This window comes from Deltaproteobacteria bacterium (genome assembly GCA_019309545.1).
Taxonomy (GTDB): domain Bacteria; phylum Desulfobacterota; class Desulfobaccia; order Desulfobaccales; family Desulfobaccaceae; genus Desulfobacca_B.
Genome location: JAFDGA010000004.1, coordinates 146,906 through 161,024, shown reverse-complemented (window position 1 = coordinate 161,024; position 14,119 = coordinate 146,906). Strand labels below are relative to the sequence as shown.

General features: G+C 54.2%; 12 protein-coding genes. 11 read left to right on the top strand and 1 reads right to left on the bottom strand.

Going from position 1 to position 14,119, the window contains the following annotated elements; genetic code table 11:
- Positions 1 to 444 precede the first annotated feature (444 nt).
- The 11 genes from JRG72_02415 to JRG72_02365 all read left to right on the top strand — a co-directional run bounded on the left by JRG72_02415 (position 445) and on the right by JRG72_02365 (position 12,942).
- Positions 445 to 1,131 (top strand): response regulator transcription factor, encoded by a 687-nt coding sequence (locus JRG72_02415; protein ID MBW2134077.1) that lies wholly within the window; start codon positions 445 to 447, stop codon positions 1,129 to 1,131.
- A 3-nt stretch (positions 1,132 to 1,134) separates the two neighbouring features.
- Positions 1,135 to 2,913, top strand: coding sequence for a HAMP domain-containing protein (locus tag JRG72_02410; GenBank protein MBW2134076.1), 1,779 nt, complete (start codon positions 1,135 to 1,137; stop codon positions 2,911 to 2,913).
- A gap of 384 nt (positions 2,914 to 3,297) precedes the next feature.
- Positions 3,298 to 4,830, top strand: coding sequence for a hypothetical protein (locus tag JRG72_02405; protein ID MBW2134075.1), 1,533 nt, complete (start codon positions 3,298 to 3,300; stop codon positions 4,828 to 4,830).
- Between the two features lie 184 nt (positions 4,831 to 5,014).
- The gene (gene pstS, locus JRG72_02400) at positions 5,015 to 6,058 is read left to right on the top strand and encodes a phosphate ABC transporter substrate-binding protein PstS (GenBank protein ID MBW2134074.1); all 1,044 of its coding nucleotides are present in this window, start codon (positions 5,015 to 5,017) and stop codon (positions 6,056 to 6,058) included.
- A gap of 128 nt (positions 6,059 to 6,186) precedes the next feature.
- Positions 6,187 to 7,140: a phosphate ABC transporter permease subunit PstC gene (pstC, locus tag JRG72_02395; GenBank protein MBW2134073.1), complete on the top strand. Its 954-nt coding sequence runs from the start codon at positions 6,187 to 6,189 to the stop codon at positions 7,138 to 7,140.
- Entirely contained in the window at positions 7,137 to 7,979 is an 843-nt protein-coding gene (pstA, locus tag JRG72_02390) for a phosphate ABC transporter permease PstA (protein ID MBW2134072.1), read from the top strand. Before pstC ends, pstA begins: the two co-directional genes overlap by 4 nt.
- A gap of 124 nt (positions 7,980 to 8,103) precedes the next feature.
- The gene (gene pstB / locus JRG72_02385; protein MBW2134071.1) at positions 8,104 to 8,913 is read left to right on the top strand and encodes a phosphate ABC transporter ATP-binding protein PstB; all 810 of its coding nucleotides are present in this window, start codon (positions 8,104 to 8,106) and stop codon (positions 8,911 to 8,913) included.
- Between the two features lie 23 nt (positions 8,914 to 8,936).
- Positions 8,937 to 9,653 carry a phosphate signaling complex protein PhoU gene (gene phoU, locus JRG72_02380; GenBank protein MBW2134070.1) on the top strand — a complete coding sequence of 239 codons (717 nt, stop codon included), beginning with the start codon at positions 8,937 to 8,939 and terminating at the stop codon, positions 9,651 to 9,653.
- Positions 9,654 to 9,889: 236 nt separating this feature from the next.
- Positions 9,890 to 10,699: a YkgJ family cysteine cluster protein gene (locus JRG72_02375; protein MBW2134069.1), complete on the top strand. Its 810-nt coding sequence runs from the start codon at positions 9,890 to 9,892 to the stop codon at positions 10,697 to 10,699.
- 472 nt (positions 10,700 to 11,171) lie between these two features.
- A complete protein-coding gene (locus JRG72_02370; GenBank protein MBW2134068.1) occupies positions 11,172 to 11,813 on the top strand; it encodes a nitroreductase in 642 nt (213 codons plus the stop codon).
- Positions 11,814 to 11,841: 28 nt separating this feature from the next.
- Positions 11,842 to 12,942, top strand: a complete 1,101-nt coding sequence (locus JRG72_02365) for a hypothetical protein (GenBank protein ID MBW2134067.1) — start codon at positions 11,842 to 11,844, stop codon at positions 12,940 to 12,942.
- A 202-nt stretch (positions 12,943 to 13,144) separates the two neighbouring features.
- Here the strand turns inward: JRG72_02365 and JRG72_02360 are convergent, their stop codons facing one another.
- Positions 13,145 to 14,068, bottom strand: coding sequence for an ATP-binding cassette domain-containing protein (locus JRG72_02360; protein ID MBW2134066.1), 924 nt, complete (start codon positions 14,066 to 14,068; stop codon positions 13,145 to 13,147).
- Positions 14,069 to 14,119: the final 51 nt, after the last annotated feature.

The following is a 14,119-nucleotide window of genomic DNA, read 5'->3' as shown; positions in this document are numbered from 1 at the left end:
ACCGCCCTCATTTTGAGGACCATTTCAAATGTCAGGATCCCGCGATGATGGCATTGAAACAATTTTTCCGATATCCCAAAATTTTGCTTTCATGATATAATTCCTTTACCTGGGCGGAGGATAGGGCAACGCTGGAGAGCGACCTGAGCGCCGACCCCGGGGAGCGTACGGATGGGCAGGGCAGTTTGCCCTGTCCTTTCTTTTCCTGCCAATCCGGTGCTCCGCAAAGCGATAAACTCCGGCGGTGCAGGGGCAGAGCCCCAGCCTGGTTTGCTTCCCAGCAAGCCCTAAATTCTGAGGGAGTCAAATAACCCACACTGCTGTGGGAGCAGGCCCTCCGGTTAACGGCTCCTCATGAGAATCTGACAGAATTTTAATTGTAAATTAATATAATTAAGGCAGCATAATGTTATAATCTGGTCAGGACTTATTTAGGAGAAAGTTATGGCCAAAGAACATATCTTGGTGGTAGAGGACGAAGAGGATATCCTGGAACTGGTCAGATATAACCTGTCCCGAGAAGGTTTCCACCTAACCGGAGTGACTTGCGGGGAAGAGGGTTTGAAAACCGCCCGGAACATGGGACCGGATCTGATTTTACTTGATCTGATGTTGCCCGGGATGGACGGCCTGGAGGTCTGCCGGGTGCTGAAACACGATGGCAAAACTCAATATATTCCGATTGTTATTCTAACGGCCAAAGGAGAAGAAGCGGATATCGTGGCCGGCCTGGAACTGGGAGCCGACGATTATATCACCAAACCCTTCAGTCCCCGGGTATTGATTGCCCGGGTGCGGGCCGTGCTGCGCCGCCGGGCTATTGAACCCCCGGGAGAGACCTCCCCGTTAACCATTCATGAACTGGCCATCCACCCCGGACGCCATGAGGTCATGGTGGCTGGCCAGCCGGTGGACCTGACGGTGACCGAGTTCCGACTGTTGCACATGTTGGCCCGGCGTCCGGGTTGGGTATTCACCCGCACCCAGATCATCAACGGGGTCCACGGTGATGATTATCCGGTCTCAGATCGCTCTATCGATGTCCAGATCGTTGGCCTGCGCAAAAAGCTGGGATCTGCTGGCAATTATATTGAAACGGTGCGGGGAGTCGGGTACCGCTTTAAGGAATGACTCATGCGCCGCAAACGGCTTCTCTGGCATCTTTATCCTTCCTATCTGATAATCACTATTATCTCCCTGGTTGCAGTCACCTGGTATATCTCCCGGGTCTGGGAACAGCTCTATCTGAAGCAGATGGCGCTGGATCTGGGAGATCAGGCCAGCCTGCTGGCCATGCAGGTGCAAAAAAGGCTGGGATCGTACCAAGTGGCGGAGATAGACGCCTTGTGTAAATCCTGGGGGCAAGCCAGCCATACCCGCTTCACGATTATCCTGCCCTCGGGCCAGGTCCTGGGTGACTCCCACCAGGACCCGGCTGAGATGGATAACCATGCCGATCGGCCAGAGATCCAAGGGGCGCTGGCCGGCCAAACAGTGACCATTACCCGCAAAAGTTACACCCTGAACCAATACATGATGTATGTGGCCCTTCCCCATAAGGAGCAGGGCCAGGTGAGCGGGGTGGTGCGGGCCGCCATTCCGGTGACTACCATTGATCAGGCCTTGAAGGCAATCTATGTCAAAATAGCCCTGGGGGGGCTGGCTATTGCCCTGATAGCGGCCGCTCTGAGCTTATTCATCTCCCGCCGCATCACCCGGCCGCTGGAGGAGATGAAGCGGGGGGCGGCCCGCTTTGCCCAAGGCAACCTGGATCGCAAGGTGCCGGTGCCCGCCTCAGATGAGTTGGGCAGCCTAGCAGAAGCCTTGAACCAAATGGCGGCCCAGCTAGATGACCGCATCCGCACCATCCTGAGACAACGTCAAGAACATGAGGCCATCCTGTCCAGTATGGTAGAAGGGGTGATCGCCGTCGATCGTCAGGGGCACATCATCACCCTGAATACCGCCGGGGCCCGATTGCTTGGGGTGGAACCCCATGCCGTCCGGCACCGCAGTATCCAGGAAGTAATCAGAAATACCGACCTGCAATGGTTTGTCAGCCGGGCCCAGAGCGCCATCGCGCCGATTGAAGGCGAAATCGTCTTAAACGATGAGGAAGAGCGGTTTTTGCAGGCGCACGGCACCCAACTGCGAGATCTCCAGGGGGCTCCGATCGGGGCTTTGATCGTGGTTCACGATGTCACCCGGCTGCGGGGGCTGGAGAATGCCCGGCGGGACTTTGTGGCCAATGTCTCTCATGAACTCCGCACTCCGATCACCTCCATCAAAGGCTTTGTCGAGACCTTGCAGGACAGGGCCTTGGCGGAGCCGGAGAAAGCCCAAGAATTTTTAGACATTATCGCCCGCCAAGCTGACCGTCTCAACCAAATCATTGAGGACCTGCTCAGCCTATCCCGACTCGAACAAGAGGCCGATCAGGTAAAATTCAGCCTGATCAAAAGCCCGATTAACGAGGTTATACAGGGTGCCGTCCAGGCCTGCGCCAGTCGCGCCGCAGCCAAGGGCATCAATATAGTCACCGTTAGTAAAAATGACGTGCAGGCCCCGATAAATCCCCATCTCCTGGAACAGGCGTTGGTGAATCTGATTGACAACGCCATTAAATACAGCCCCGCCGGGAGTATCGTCCAGGTTAAGACCGACAGCCAGCCCCAGGAAATTATCATCCGCGTGGAGGATCAAGGGATCGGCATCAGCAAAGAGCATCAGTCCCGCATCTTTGAACGCTTCTATCGCGTCGATGCCAGTCGGAGTCGCAAGATCGGCGGCACCGGCCTGGGGCTGGCCATAGTCAAACACATTGCCCAGGCCCATGGCGGCCGGGTGACGGTGGAAAGCACGCCTGGCAAGGGGAGCGTATTTTCCTTGCATCTTCCTCAGAATCAATTCTAAGCAAGCCTTGGGCTTCCTAACCGTAATTTAATTAATTTTAAAGTAATTCCTGACTTTCCCCTTATAAACCGCAAATATCATCCGTGTAACCTTCATTGGCAAGTCTGACCTAAAGCTGTAACCCGCGGCCAAGGTCAAATTACCGGGAGACTCCTCCCAACCTGCCATTGAGAAACCAAATTAGCCAGAAATAGAGGAGGAAGCCAGAGGCCCGGGCTACGAAAAATTTAATTATAAGAGCAACTTTCTATGCGTCTCAAAGAAAGGGGTGATAGGGACAAAATCAACAGGGATTTGGGTTTAGGGCTAAAGTGCGGAGGAGGTGAATCGATTCAGATTCATGGCTTAAATCAAAAACAAGCATAAGGTGAAAGGAGAATAGAGGTGACGAACCCGGTAACCGAACCAAAGGTTGGACCCCGGCCCATACATTATCAATTGGTCAGGCGTGGGAGCCATCGTTTTGCTTTACTGGCCTTGGTGGCCTTAGTCCTGGCCGTTATTCTGGGAACGGCCTCCCCCGGAGCGGCCCGTGATCCGCTTTTGGAGGTGTTGATTCGCAAGGGGGTCCTCACTCCCCAGGAAGCCAAACAGGTTGAACAAGAAGCCCAAGAGCTGGAAAAACAACAGGCTCAGGAAGTCGAACAGCAGGTAGAACAAAAGGTTGAGGACAAAGTAAAGCAGGCTGAAAAACGGGTTGCGCTAAAGGCCGCCGAAGCTACCAAAGGCATGGTACCCAAGGCCTTAAAAGACCTGCGCATCGGGTTCCTGGGCTATGTGGACTACTCGGTAGGACAACAGTCCCAGCCGGAATGGAACGCCTCGGGCGGTCGGTGGAAAAACACCTCCTATAACCAGTTTGACCTGACCCGCGCCTACATTACCATCAAAAAGAAGATCACTCCCTGGCTGTCGGTCCGGGCCACCCTGGACCGTCACCGACCTAACAGGCAAGATTATGAAGTCCGGTTCAAGTACTATTATGCCGAGTTGCGGCCCCCTAATCTGGGGTTCTTGACCGATATGAAATCCGAAATCGGGATGGGGCACATGCCCTGGCTCGATTTTGAAGAGCATATCAACCCCTACCGCTGTCAGGGGACCATGGCCATTGAGCGAGCGGGAATCTTCAATTCTGCGGATTTAGGCGTTAGTCTGCGGGGCTACTTCGGCGGTCGGCTGCCGGAATCCAAGGTGATAATCGGGGATAGTCACTACGACGGCCTCTATGGCAGTTGGCACTTCGGGGTTTATAACGGCGCCAGTTATCACAACCGGGAAAACAATGACAACAAGGTGGTGGAATACCGGGTGACCCTGCGGCCCCTGCCCTATTACCGGTGGCTGGCTGGCTTGCAACTGAGCTATTTTGGCCTGTATGGGAAAGGTAATGACAGTATTTCCACCTCGGGACAACTGGCCGCGGCTGCGCCCCTGGCCACTGACCCCAATTACTTTGCCGATTGGATCGTCCATCTGGTGATGCTGAGTTACCAGAACCCCTGGGTCACTTTCACCGGCCAGTATTACGCGGCCAAAGGCGGTCAGGAAGGCCGCCGGGTCACTCCGACCGGCGCCGGCCTGTGGGGTCAGGGTTTTTCCTTGTTCGGCAATGTCAGGTTTCCCTGGTGGAAACGGCGCTTGAACCTGTTTGCCCGCTTTGACTATTACGATGCCGACAAAGACAATGATTTTTACCCCAGCGCCATGTATCACAAATGGATAACCGGCGTGGCTTATGAAGTTTATAAGAAAAACCTGTTGTTGTTGGTTTTCGAAACCACCAAATTTGGCCGCAATATCGACCGTTGGATCGGTTGGAACGGCACCCGCGGGGCTTTGCTCAGTCCGGCCGGCTTTAACACCGCCCTGGGAGACGATAAACGGTTCCAGATGGTTTATCAGATCTACTTTTAGGATTGGGCCGCGGAAAATCGAATCGGTCCCTGCGACTTCGACCCCAGCAGCAATGCGGTTATGACAAGTCTGTGGTGCATTTGTGCAAAATTAACCGGATCTTAACCAAAGTCTAACATTTTTTATCCAAACTTAATTATCCCGATAGGCAATTTTCCCTGCCGGGATCCAGAGGAGGTTGGCAATGAAGAAAACTCTGTGTCTGGGGTTATCCTTGGCTTTCATTTTGGGGATAGTGGGCTTGGCTCAGGCCGAAACCATGAAGATCAATGGCGCCGGGGCTTCCTTCCCTTACCCGGTCTATTCCCAATGGGCTCATAAATACAAAAATCTAAAAGGGATAGAAGTCAATTATCAATCGATTGGCTCCGGGGGCGGCATTGCCCAGATCAAGGCCAAAACCGTTAACTTCGGCGGCACGGATAAGCCATTGAAGCTTGCGGAGCAGAAAGCATCCGATCTGCTGATGTTCCCTATGCTGATCGGCGGTATCGTCCCGGTGGTCAATATTCCAGGCATCAAAGCCGGGGAGCTGCAGCTTTCCCAAGAGCTGTTAGCCGATATTTTTCTGGGTAAAATCAAATCTTGGAATGACCCCGCGATTAAAAAGGTCAATCCTAAACTGAAGCTGCCCCAGCAGGCGATCACCATTGTCCACCGGGCTGATGGCTCCGGCAGCACCTGGCTGTTTACCCACTATCTGAGCCAAATTTCCCCGGACTGGAAAGCCAAGGTCGGTTACGGCAAAGTGGTCTCCTGGCCCACCGGCATTGGCGCTAAGGGCAACGAAGGGGTGGCGGCCAACGTTAATAGAATAGCGGGCAGCATCGGCTACGTGGAATATGCCTATGCCATCAAGGGCAAGTTGACTTATGCCAAATTACAAAATCAGGCTGGCAAATTTGTCGCTCCCAGCATTGAGTCCTTCCAGTCGGCGGCGGCTTATGCGGATTGGCAAAACGCGCCGGGCTATTACATGGTGCTCACCAACCAGCCCGGGGACAACACCTGGCCTATCGCCGGGGCGACTTTTATCCTGATCAATAAGACCCAACCGGATGCCAAACTGGCCAAGGCCATGTTGGAATATTTTGATTGGTGCTTTAAACATGGCAGCGATATCGCCGAAAAACTGCACTATGTCCCCATGCCCCAGGAAGTGATCAAGATGGTGGAGGCCTCCTGGACCCAGGAAGTTAAGGCCGACGGCCAGGCAGTGTGGCAGTAAAATATAAATCCACTGATCCAGATTTATCATGCCCGGCGATGATTTAATCAAATGCTGCAACCGTAAGGGCGACCTGCCGGGTCGCCCTTACGGGGTACATAAAGGAGTTGGTAGTGCGGGAGAATAGAATTCTAAAATTTCCGCAGCTCTGGCCCAAAACCGGGGCGGAATCCGCCGGTGACATTGGATTTCGCTGGCTCTCAGGCCTTTGCGCCTCTCTGGTGCCGTTACTTATTTGGACCATCTTTCTTCAGCTACTGTGGTACTCGCTCCCCACCATCAAAACCTTTGGACCGGGTTTTCTGGTCTCACAAGCCTGGAACCCGGTCACCCAGGAATTTGGCGCGGCCAGCAGTATTTTTGGCACGGTGGTATCGACCCTGATCGCCATGCTGCTGGCGGTGCCCTTAAGTATGGTGATCGCCCTGCTGCTGGTGGAGTTGGCCCCGCCCCGGCTCAGCCGGGTGATCGGCACCCTGATCGAACTGTTGGCGGCCATTCCCAGCATCATTTATGGCATGTGGGGCCTGTTCGTCTTTGCCCCGTTTATGGCTGATTATGTGCAGCCGGCCCTGGCTGATACCCTGGGCTTCCTGCCGCTTTTTCAAGGGCCGCCCATGGGCATCGGCATGCTGACCGCGGGGATCATCCTGGCCTTTATGATCCTCCCTTTTATTACCATGATCACCCGGGACGTGTTTTTGCTGGTGCCGCCGGTGGTAAAAGAATCGGCCTATGGTATGGGGTCCACCACCTGGGAGGTGACCTATAAAGTCACCATCCCTTATGGTCTGGTCGGGGTGCTGGGGGCCTGCTTTTTGGGGCTGGGCCGGGCCTTGGGCGAAACCATGGCCGTCACTTTTGTAATTGGCAATACTCATCGTATCTCGGCCTCGCTGTTTGCCCCGGGCAACAGCATTGCCTCCTGTCTGGCCAATGAGTTCGCTGAGGCCACAGAGCCCTTATATGTCAGTTCCTTGATTGCCCTGGGGTTGGTCCTGTTCATTGTCACCTATCTGGTGCAAGTACTCTCCCAAATAATGTTGCGGCGCATGTATCGCGCCTGGAGTGTAGGGTTATGAACCGTCGGCCCCCCACCGGACGCCGTCTGATTAATTTTTTGGTGAGTGGTTTTGCCGTTATCGCAGCGCTGTTGGGCATCCTGTTATTGGGATGGATTACCCTGGAAGTTGTCTTGCGCGGTCTGGCGGCGATCAATTTCGACTTTTTCCTTAAGCTGCCCACTCCACCCGGTATGCCGGGGGGCGGCCTGGCCAACGCTATCGCCGGGACCTTGGCCATGACCGGGATGGCCACCCTGATTGCGGTCCCGTTGGGACTGTTGGGAGGAGTCTACCTGGCCGAATATGGCCAAGAATCGCGGCTGGCGGATAATAGCCGCTTTTCCTCCAATGTCCTGATGGGCATGCCCTCTATCATCATCGGGATGTTTATTTATGCCATCGTCGTGGTGCCCCTAAGACACTTTTCCGGATACGCCGGGGCCTTGGCGCTGGCGATCATTATGTTGCCGGTTATCGCCCGGACCACCGAAGACATGCTGCGCCTGGTTCCCAACACCCTGCGGGAAACGGCCTTGGCCTTGGGCGCGTCCCGTTGGAAAGTAACCGTATTGATCGTCTTTCGAGCCGCCCGGGCTGGTTTGATCACCGGGGGCTTGCTGGGAGTAGCCCGGGTCAGTGGCGAAACTGCTCCGCTATTATTTACTGCCCTGAACAGCCCTTATTGGTTCCGTTCCCTGGGGGAACCCACAGCCAATTTAACCGTAACCATCTTCAATTATGCCATGTCCCCCTACAGCGACTGGCAGCAGATGGCCTGGGGGGCATCGCTGCTGATTACCTTTGGGGTCCTGGCCCTTAACTTAACGGCGCGTTTCGTCCTCCAGGAAAAGAAATAAACCAAACTTGCCGGTCAGCCGATAATTACCGTAGGGGCAATCCGCCGGGCCGCCTATACAAACACCCACCGAATCACAATTGCAGAAAAAGGTCATGGAAAAAATGAATACTTTACAACCTGCCATGGTCATTGAGCCCCCGGAGGAAACCCTGAAACCGCCTTGGCCTGAACCAAAGCCCGGCATCAAGCTCTCGGTCCGCCACCTGGATTTCTACTATGGCAGTCAGCAGGCTTTATTCGATAATAACCTGAACATCGCCCAGAATCAGGTGACTGCCATTATTGGTCCGTCAGGCTGCGGCAAATCGACTCATATTCGGGTATATAATCGGATTTTTGAACTTTACCGGGACCAGCGGGCCACGGGTGAGGTACTACTGGATGGGAAAAATATTTTAGATCCCTCTCAAGACCTTATGGAGCTTCGACGTCGGGTCGGCATGATTTTCCAGAAACCAACCCCTTTCCCGATGAGTGTGTTCGATAATGTTGCATTTGGTTTAAAATTGCATTATCGTATGAATAAGAGTGAAATGGCCGATCGGGTCGAGGAAGCCTTGAAGCGGGCGGCCCTGTGGGACGAAGTCAAGGATTTCCTGCGCAAACCGGGTACGGCTCTCTCCGGCGGTCAGCAACAAAGATTATGCATTGCCCGGGCCATTGTGGTTGAACCCGAGCTTTTGTTAATGGACGAACCTTGTTCGGCCATTGATCCGATTGCCACCGGCAAGATCGAAGAATTAATTTATATATTAAAATCTAGGTACACCATTGTCATTGTGACCCATAACATGCAACAGGCGGCTCGGGTCTCCGATTTTACCGCCTTTTTCTTCCAGGGACAGATAATAGAGTTCGGAACTACCGATCAGATTTTTACCAACCCGGCCAACAAGCAGACGGAAGAATATGTTACTGGCCGTTTTGGTTAAGCAATTAGAAAGGACAGGCATTAATGGTCCGGCCGCTCCAGCAAGAAATTGATAAATTAAAAAGCAGGATCCTGTATTTTAGCGCCTTGGTGGAGGAAAACGTCAGAAACGCCATCCGCGCCTTAGTCAAACACGATACTAAACTGGCCAGCAAGGTCATCGACACTGACGCGGATATCGATCAGATGGAGGTTGAGGTTGAGGAGCAATGTTTGAAGATCATTGCCCTGCACCAACCGGTAGCCACCGACCTGCGCTTCATTATCGCGGTGTTCAATATTAATAATGATCTGGAACGCATCGGCGATCTGGCGGTCAATATTGCCGAACGAGCCTTTGCCCTGGCCTCCTGTCCGGAAATAGAAATTCCTTTTGATTTTTCCGGGATGGCCGAAAAGGCCCTGGCCATGCTCAAAAATAGTCTCGACGCCTTGGTAAATTTAGACTCTGGACTGGCCCGCCAGGTGTGTCTGGCCGATGAAGAGGTTGACAACATTAATCAGGAGATCTATGGCCAGGTGGAAGAAAGCATCCGCCAAAACCCTGAGCGGCTGGACTGTCTGATCCAGTTTCCAACCATATCGGCTGAATTGGAGCGGATTGCTGACCACGCCACCAATATTGCCGAGGAAGTAATCTATCTAACCGAAGGCAAGATTGTCCGCCACCAGACGGTGGAGCCCTCCGACTCAACCCCCAAGCGCACTAAAGTCACGGATATGACCAAGTTATTAAAATAAATTTTTAACTCAACCGTGATAACCGCCAGCCCTTTGCCGGCTGGCATTTTTATTTGGCCGCCGATCGGAATTTTTTGTAAATCAAATTTGTCGGCTCCGGCTGATAATTGCGAATCAGTTCAAAATTTAACTTTGACATAATGCCACTTCATACTTAGATTATCTATGGATAAGCAACGGTTAGAGATAAAATATTAAGGTAACCCTCGACCCTTAGTCATTTCAAGGAGAACTAAATGAATGTATCAAAGCAAACCGAAATCGAGCCTGTCCGACTGTCGTTGGATAGTACCTTTAAGTTTCGCTGTCATAAGGGCTTAGATTGTTTTACCCACTGTTGTGCCCGGACCACGATCAGATTAACCCCTTATGATATTCTGCGCCTGCGCCACCGCCTGGGAATTAGTTCGGGGGAGTTTTTAAAACGCTATACCCGTCAGGATCATCATGAAAAAACTGGCCTGCCAGTGGTCATCCTGGATATGAGCCAGGACCCGGAGGGGCGTTGTCCTTTTGTCAGTCCGGAGGGGTGCTCTGTCTATGAAGACCGCCCGGTTACCTGCCGCTACTACCCTTTGGGTCAAGGGAGCGTGCTGACTGATGCCGGCCTGGAAGAGTTCTATGTCTATATTCAGGAGGAGCATTGTCAGGGCTTTGGAGGGGAGAGCGAAACAACCGTGGAAGCCTGGCGACGGGAGCAGGGAGCGGAGAAATATGATGAGATGAACCGGGAGTGGAAGATCATGATGCTCCTTGATTATCCGCAAGATCGGATCGTCATTAATGACCGCATCCGCCGGCTTTTTTATATGGTCGCCTATGACCTGGATCAGTTCCGTAAATTCGTCTTCGAAAGCCCCTTTTTGAATGTGTTCGAGATCGGTCCGGACCTGCTGGCGCGCATCAAGACTGACGATGAGGAACTGCTCCGCTTCGGCTACCAGTACCTCAAACATATGTTGATGATTACGCCGACCCTGAAGATGAGCGACGAGGCCAGCCAACTGGTAAATCCGTCCATAACCCGATTAGACATTGAATTTTAGATTAAAACCGCTCCCTCAAAACACTATCCGGGGGAGCGGCCCAAAATCTCAACTTCATCATAACCCCGACTCGATGCCCGGGCCTAAGGACCGGCCATCGTTGGTTTTTGCTGTTTCCCGCCCTTGACGACTCTGGCTCAAAACCTTCCACTAATCTGGACCGGGTGGAGAGAAATAGGAAAAATTAAAAAAATATTTGCCACCTCGACCCCTACCCATAAACTCAATAACATGCTATTTTAATTAAGCTAGCGGATAGGGTTATTACTCTGACCGATTACAAGGTTAATTTGAGGGGGGCCGGGGGACCAACAGGCACCCCGCCATCCCCTCCCAACCCCCCTTAAGGGGTTGGGGGATGGGTTTGGGAGGGGGTGATGGGTCTGTGACCCCTACCCCCTCTCCCCAGAGCGGTCTGAAATGGGTGATTAACACCAGCATGGCTTAGACATCGCATCAACAGGAGGACTTTATGGATTTGGCGGAAGCGATCTATAGCCGGAAGTGCACCCGGGGTTTTAAATCGGAGCCGGTTCCCAAAAAGACTCTAATGCGTTTGCTGGGAGCCGCCCACCAGGCACCTTCAGCCCGAAACATACAACCCTGGCAGTTTATCGTGGTAACCAATCCCGCTCTGGAGCGGCTGGCCCAGAAACTGGTATCCCGTTACCAGGAGGAGCAAACGGGCACTTTAGGCTGGCCGGAACTCCCTGCGCCGTTTCAGGCGCGCAGCCAGCGTTTTGGTCAAGAATTAGCCACCTTCGCCCAACAGACCCATGGATTTGACCTGGTGACCAGCAGCTTTAATTTTCATGGGGCACCAGCCGCAATCTTGCTCACTATGGACCAGCAGCTGCCAAGTGCCCGTCTTTTGGATCTGGGCATGGCAGCCCAGAACATGGTGTTAAAAGCCCATGCCCTGGGGCTGGGTACCTGTCCCATCGGGATGGTCTTGAGATATGAAGGGGTGATCCGGGAAGAATTGCGCCTACCGGAAAGTGTGAACATTGTTTTGACCATTGCCGTCGGGGTCCCGGACCCGGCTTTGGCGATCAATGAATTTAAATCCTCCCGCGAGGACCTGGCAGAGTTTATGACTTGGATAGAAAATTAATCCAAGTTGCGGTTTTTACTATTAATTTATGAGCTGTGATTGCAGCCCCGAGATTTTTCCGCAGCTGTGTGACCTGGATCTGCCTTCGGCCTGGGAGCAGGCGGCTCAACAGTTTTTGGCCACCGCGGGTCTGACCCTGGTGCTGGGCGGGACCGACAGCGGCAAAAGCACCCTGTGCCGCTATCTGGTCTATCGGGCCTACGTGGCCGGGCGGCGGGTAGCCCTGATTGATTGTGATCTGGGCCAATCCCTTCTGGGTCCCCCGGCGACTCTGGGCTTGGGGCTTTATCCTCCCCGTCATCCCGGCGGTGATGGCCTATTTCCCGAGGCCATCTATTTTATCGGGCAGACCTCACCTGCGGGTCAGGTGCTGGAGGTGGTGGTCGGCACCCGGTGGCTGGCCGATCAGGCCCGGGATCAAAAGGTAAGCCACCTAGTTGTTAATACCAGTGGTTACATCCAGGGGCCGGCGGCCCAGCGGCTGAAATGGGCCCAGATAGAGCTGCTAGGCCCGAAGCTGATTTTGGCTCTCACCAAGTCTCAGGAGCTGGAGCCTATCCTGATTCCCCTGGCCCGGCGGCAGGCCCCAGTTTTGCGCCTGCCGCTTTCGCACCGGGCGGAGGCCAAATCTTTTGAGTATCGGCGGCAGTACCGGGAAGAAAGATTTCGCCGCTATTTTCGCGGGGCTGGGCGGCTGGTCTTTTCGGTGAACCGCTTGGCCTGGCTGGGATTGCCTCTGGGCCGGGGCAAGCCCATGATTATGGAGGAACGACTAAATTTAAGTGATTACCTGGAGTCGCCGGTGCTCTACGGGGAAACCAGCCCTTCGGGTGCGGTTCTGATTCTCTCAGACTTTCCAGAGGAATTTGACAGGTCCGCTCTGGCCCAACGGTTAGCAGTACCAAATTTCTGCTGGCTGGCCGCGTCCCACCTAAACATGCGGCTGGTAGGGTTGTTAGATCAGAATCTGACGGTCCAAGCGCTGGGACTGATCCTACCCTCTCCCTGGGAAAGGTCGGAAGTGGCTATCTGGACGCCGCTTCCGGCCGAGCGCCAAGAGCAGATACGGGTTTGCCGGGTAGGCAAGCTGCGCCTTAGTTTGCGGGGTCAGGAGTTAAACCGAGTATAAGAAGCTGGGCGCAATGACTTGAGTAAAGCCAACCCGTTTGCCCATGAGGAAATCCGCCGTTTGCCCTTATACCTCCCCGCGGGCCTGCAGCTCCGTCAGCCGGCGGGCCCGTCCCGCTGCGGTCCAGCATTTCCTTGTAATAGGTTTCAGCTAGTTAATATGACATTATCCCATAAGTAGTTAACCCCACTTCAACCAAACATCAGGAGGCGACTCGGGCACGGAATTCATCGGCATTGAGGGCGGAAAAGCCCAACCGGTGGGCCAAACGTACTACCAGCGGCGGGTATAGGTGGCAAGCCGCCAGCACCTCTTCCTGGGCCAACACCTGGCGGGTGGGGCCGTCCAACACCAGGCGGCCATCGCGAAGAATAATCAGGCGATTAGCATATTCCGCCGCTGCCCACATAGAATGGGTAACTATTATGATAGTATGGCCCTGGCGGTTGAGATCACGGATCAGGGTCATCATCCCCAATTGCTCAGTGTGATCCAGACCAGTAGTAGGCTCGTCCAGGATAATCACGGTGGGGGCCAAAGCCAGGACTGCGGCCACCGCCAGCCGTTGCCGCTGACCGTTGGTGAGACTGAAGGGATCTTCGTCGGCCAGCTCCACAAGACGAACCTGCTTGAGGGCAGCTTCCACCCGCTCCCGAACCTCCCTCTCTCCCAGACCCAGTTGCCGGGCGACCGACTCGGCTTTGTTTAAGGTCAGGGGCCAAAGCAGCTGTCCCAGGTCATGAAACAGCGCGGCCAGCGGGTGCGGACTCAGCCTCAGACGGCGGAAAATTTTGACCTGGGGCAGGATCTCCGCAGGTGGTCCGGCGGCGGTAATGCTGCCCTGCTCCAAGAAGACAATGCGGTCACAATGCTCGGTCAACCGCAAGTCCTGACCCAGAAGCAGCAGGCTCAGATGCTGTTCCCGGCGCAGTCCTTGCAATATTTGCAGCAAATTATCCACCCACCAGGGATCCAAATCATTGGTCGGTTCATCCAACACCAGCAGTTGGGGCTGTAAGGCCAGCACCGAGGCCAGGGCCAGCAGTTGCTTCTGGCCCCCCGAAAGGCTGGCCGGGTCCCGATCTGACAGGTTATTGAGGCCCAGGCAGGTTAGGGTAGCCCGCACCCGACGGCCAATCTCCTTTATCTACCTGACAAAGCAATCCCTCCCGGTCAG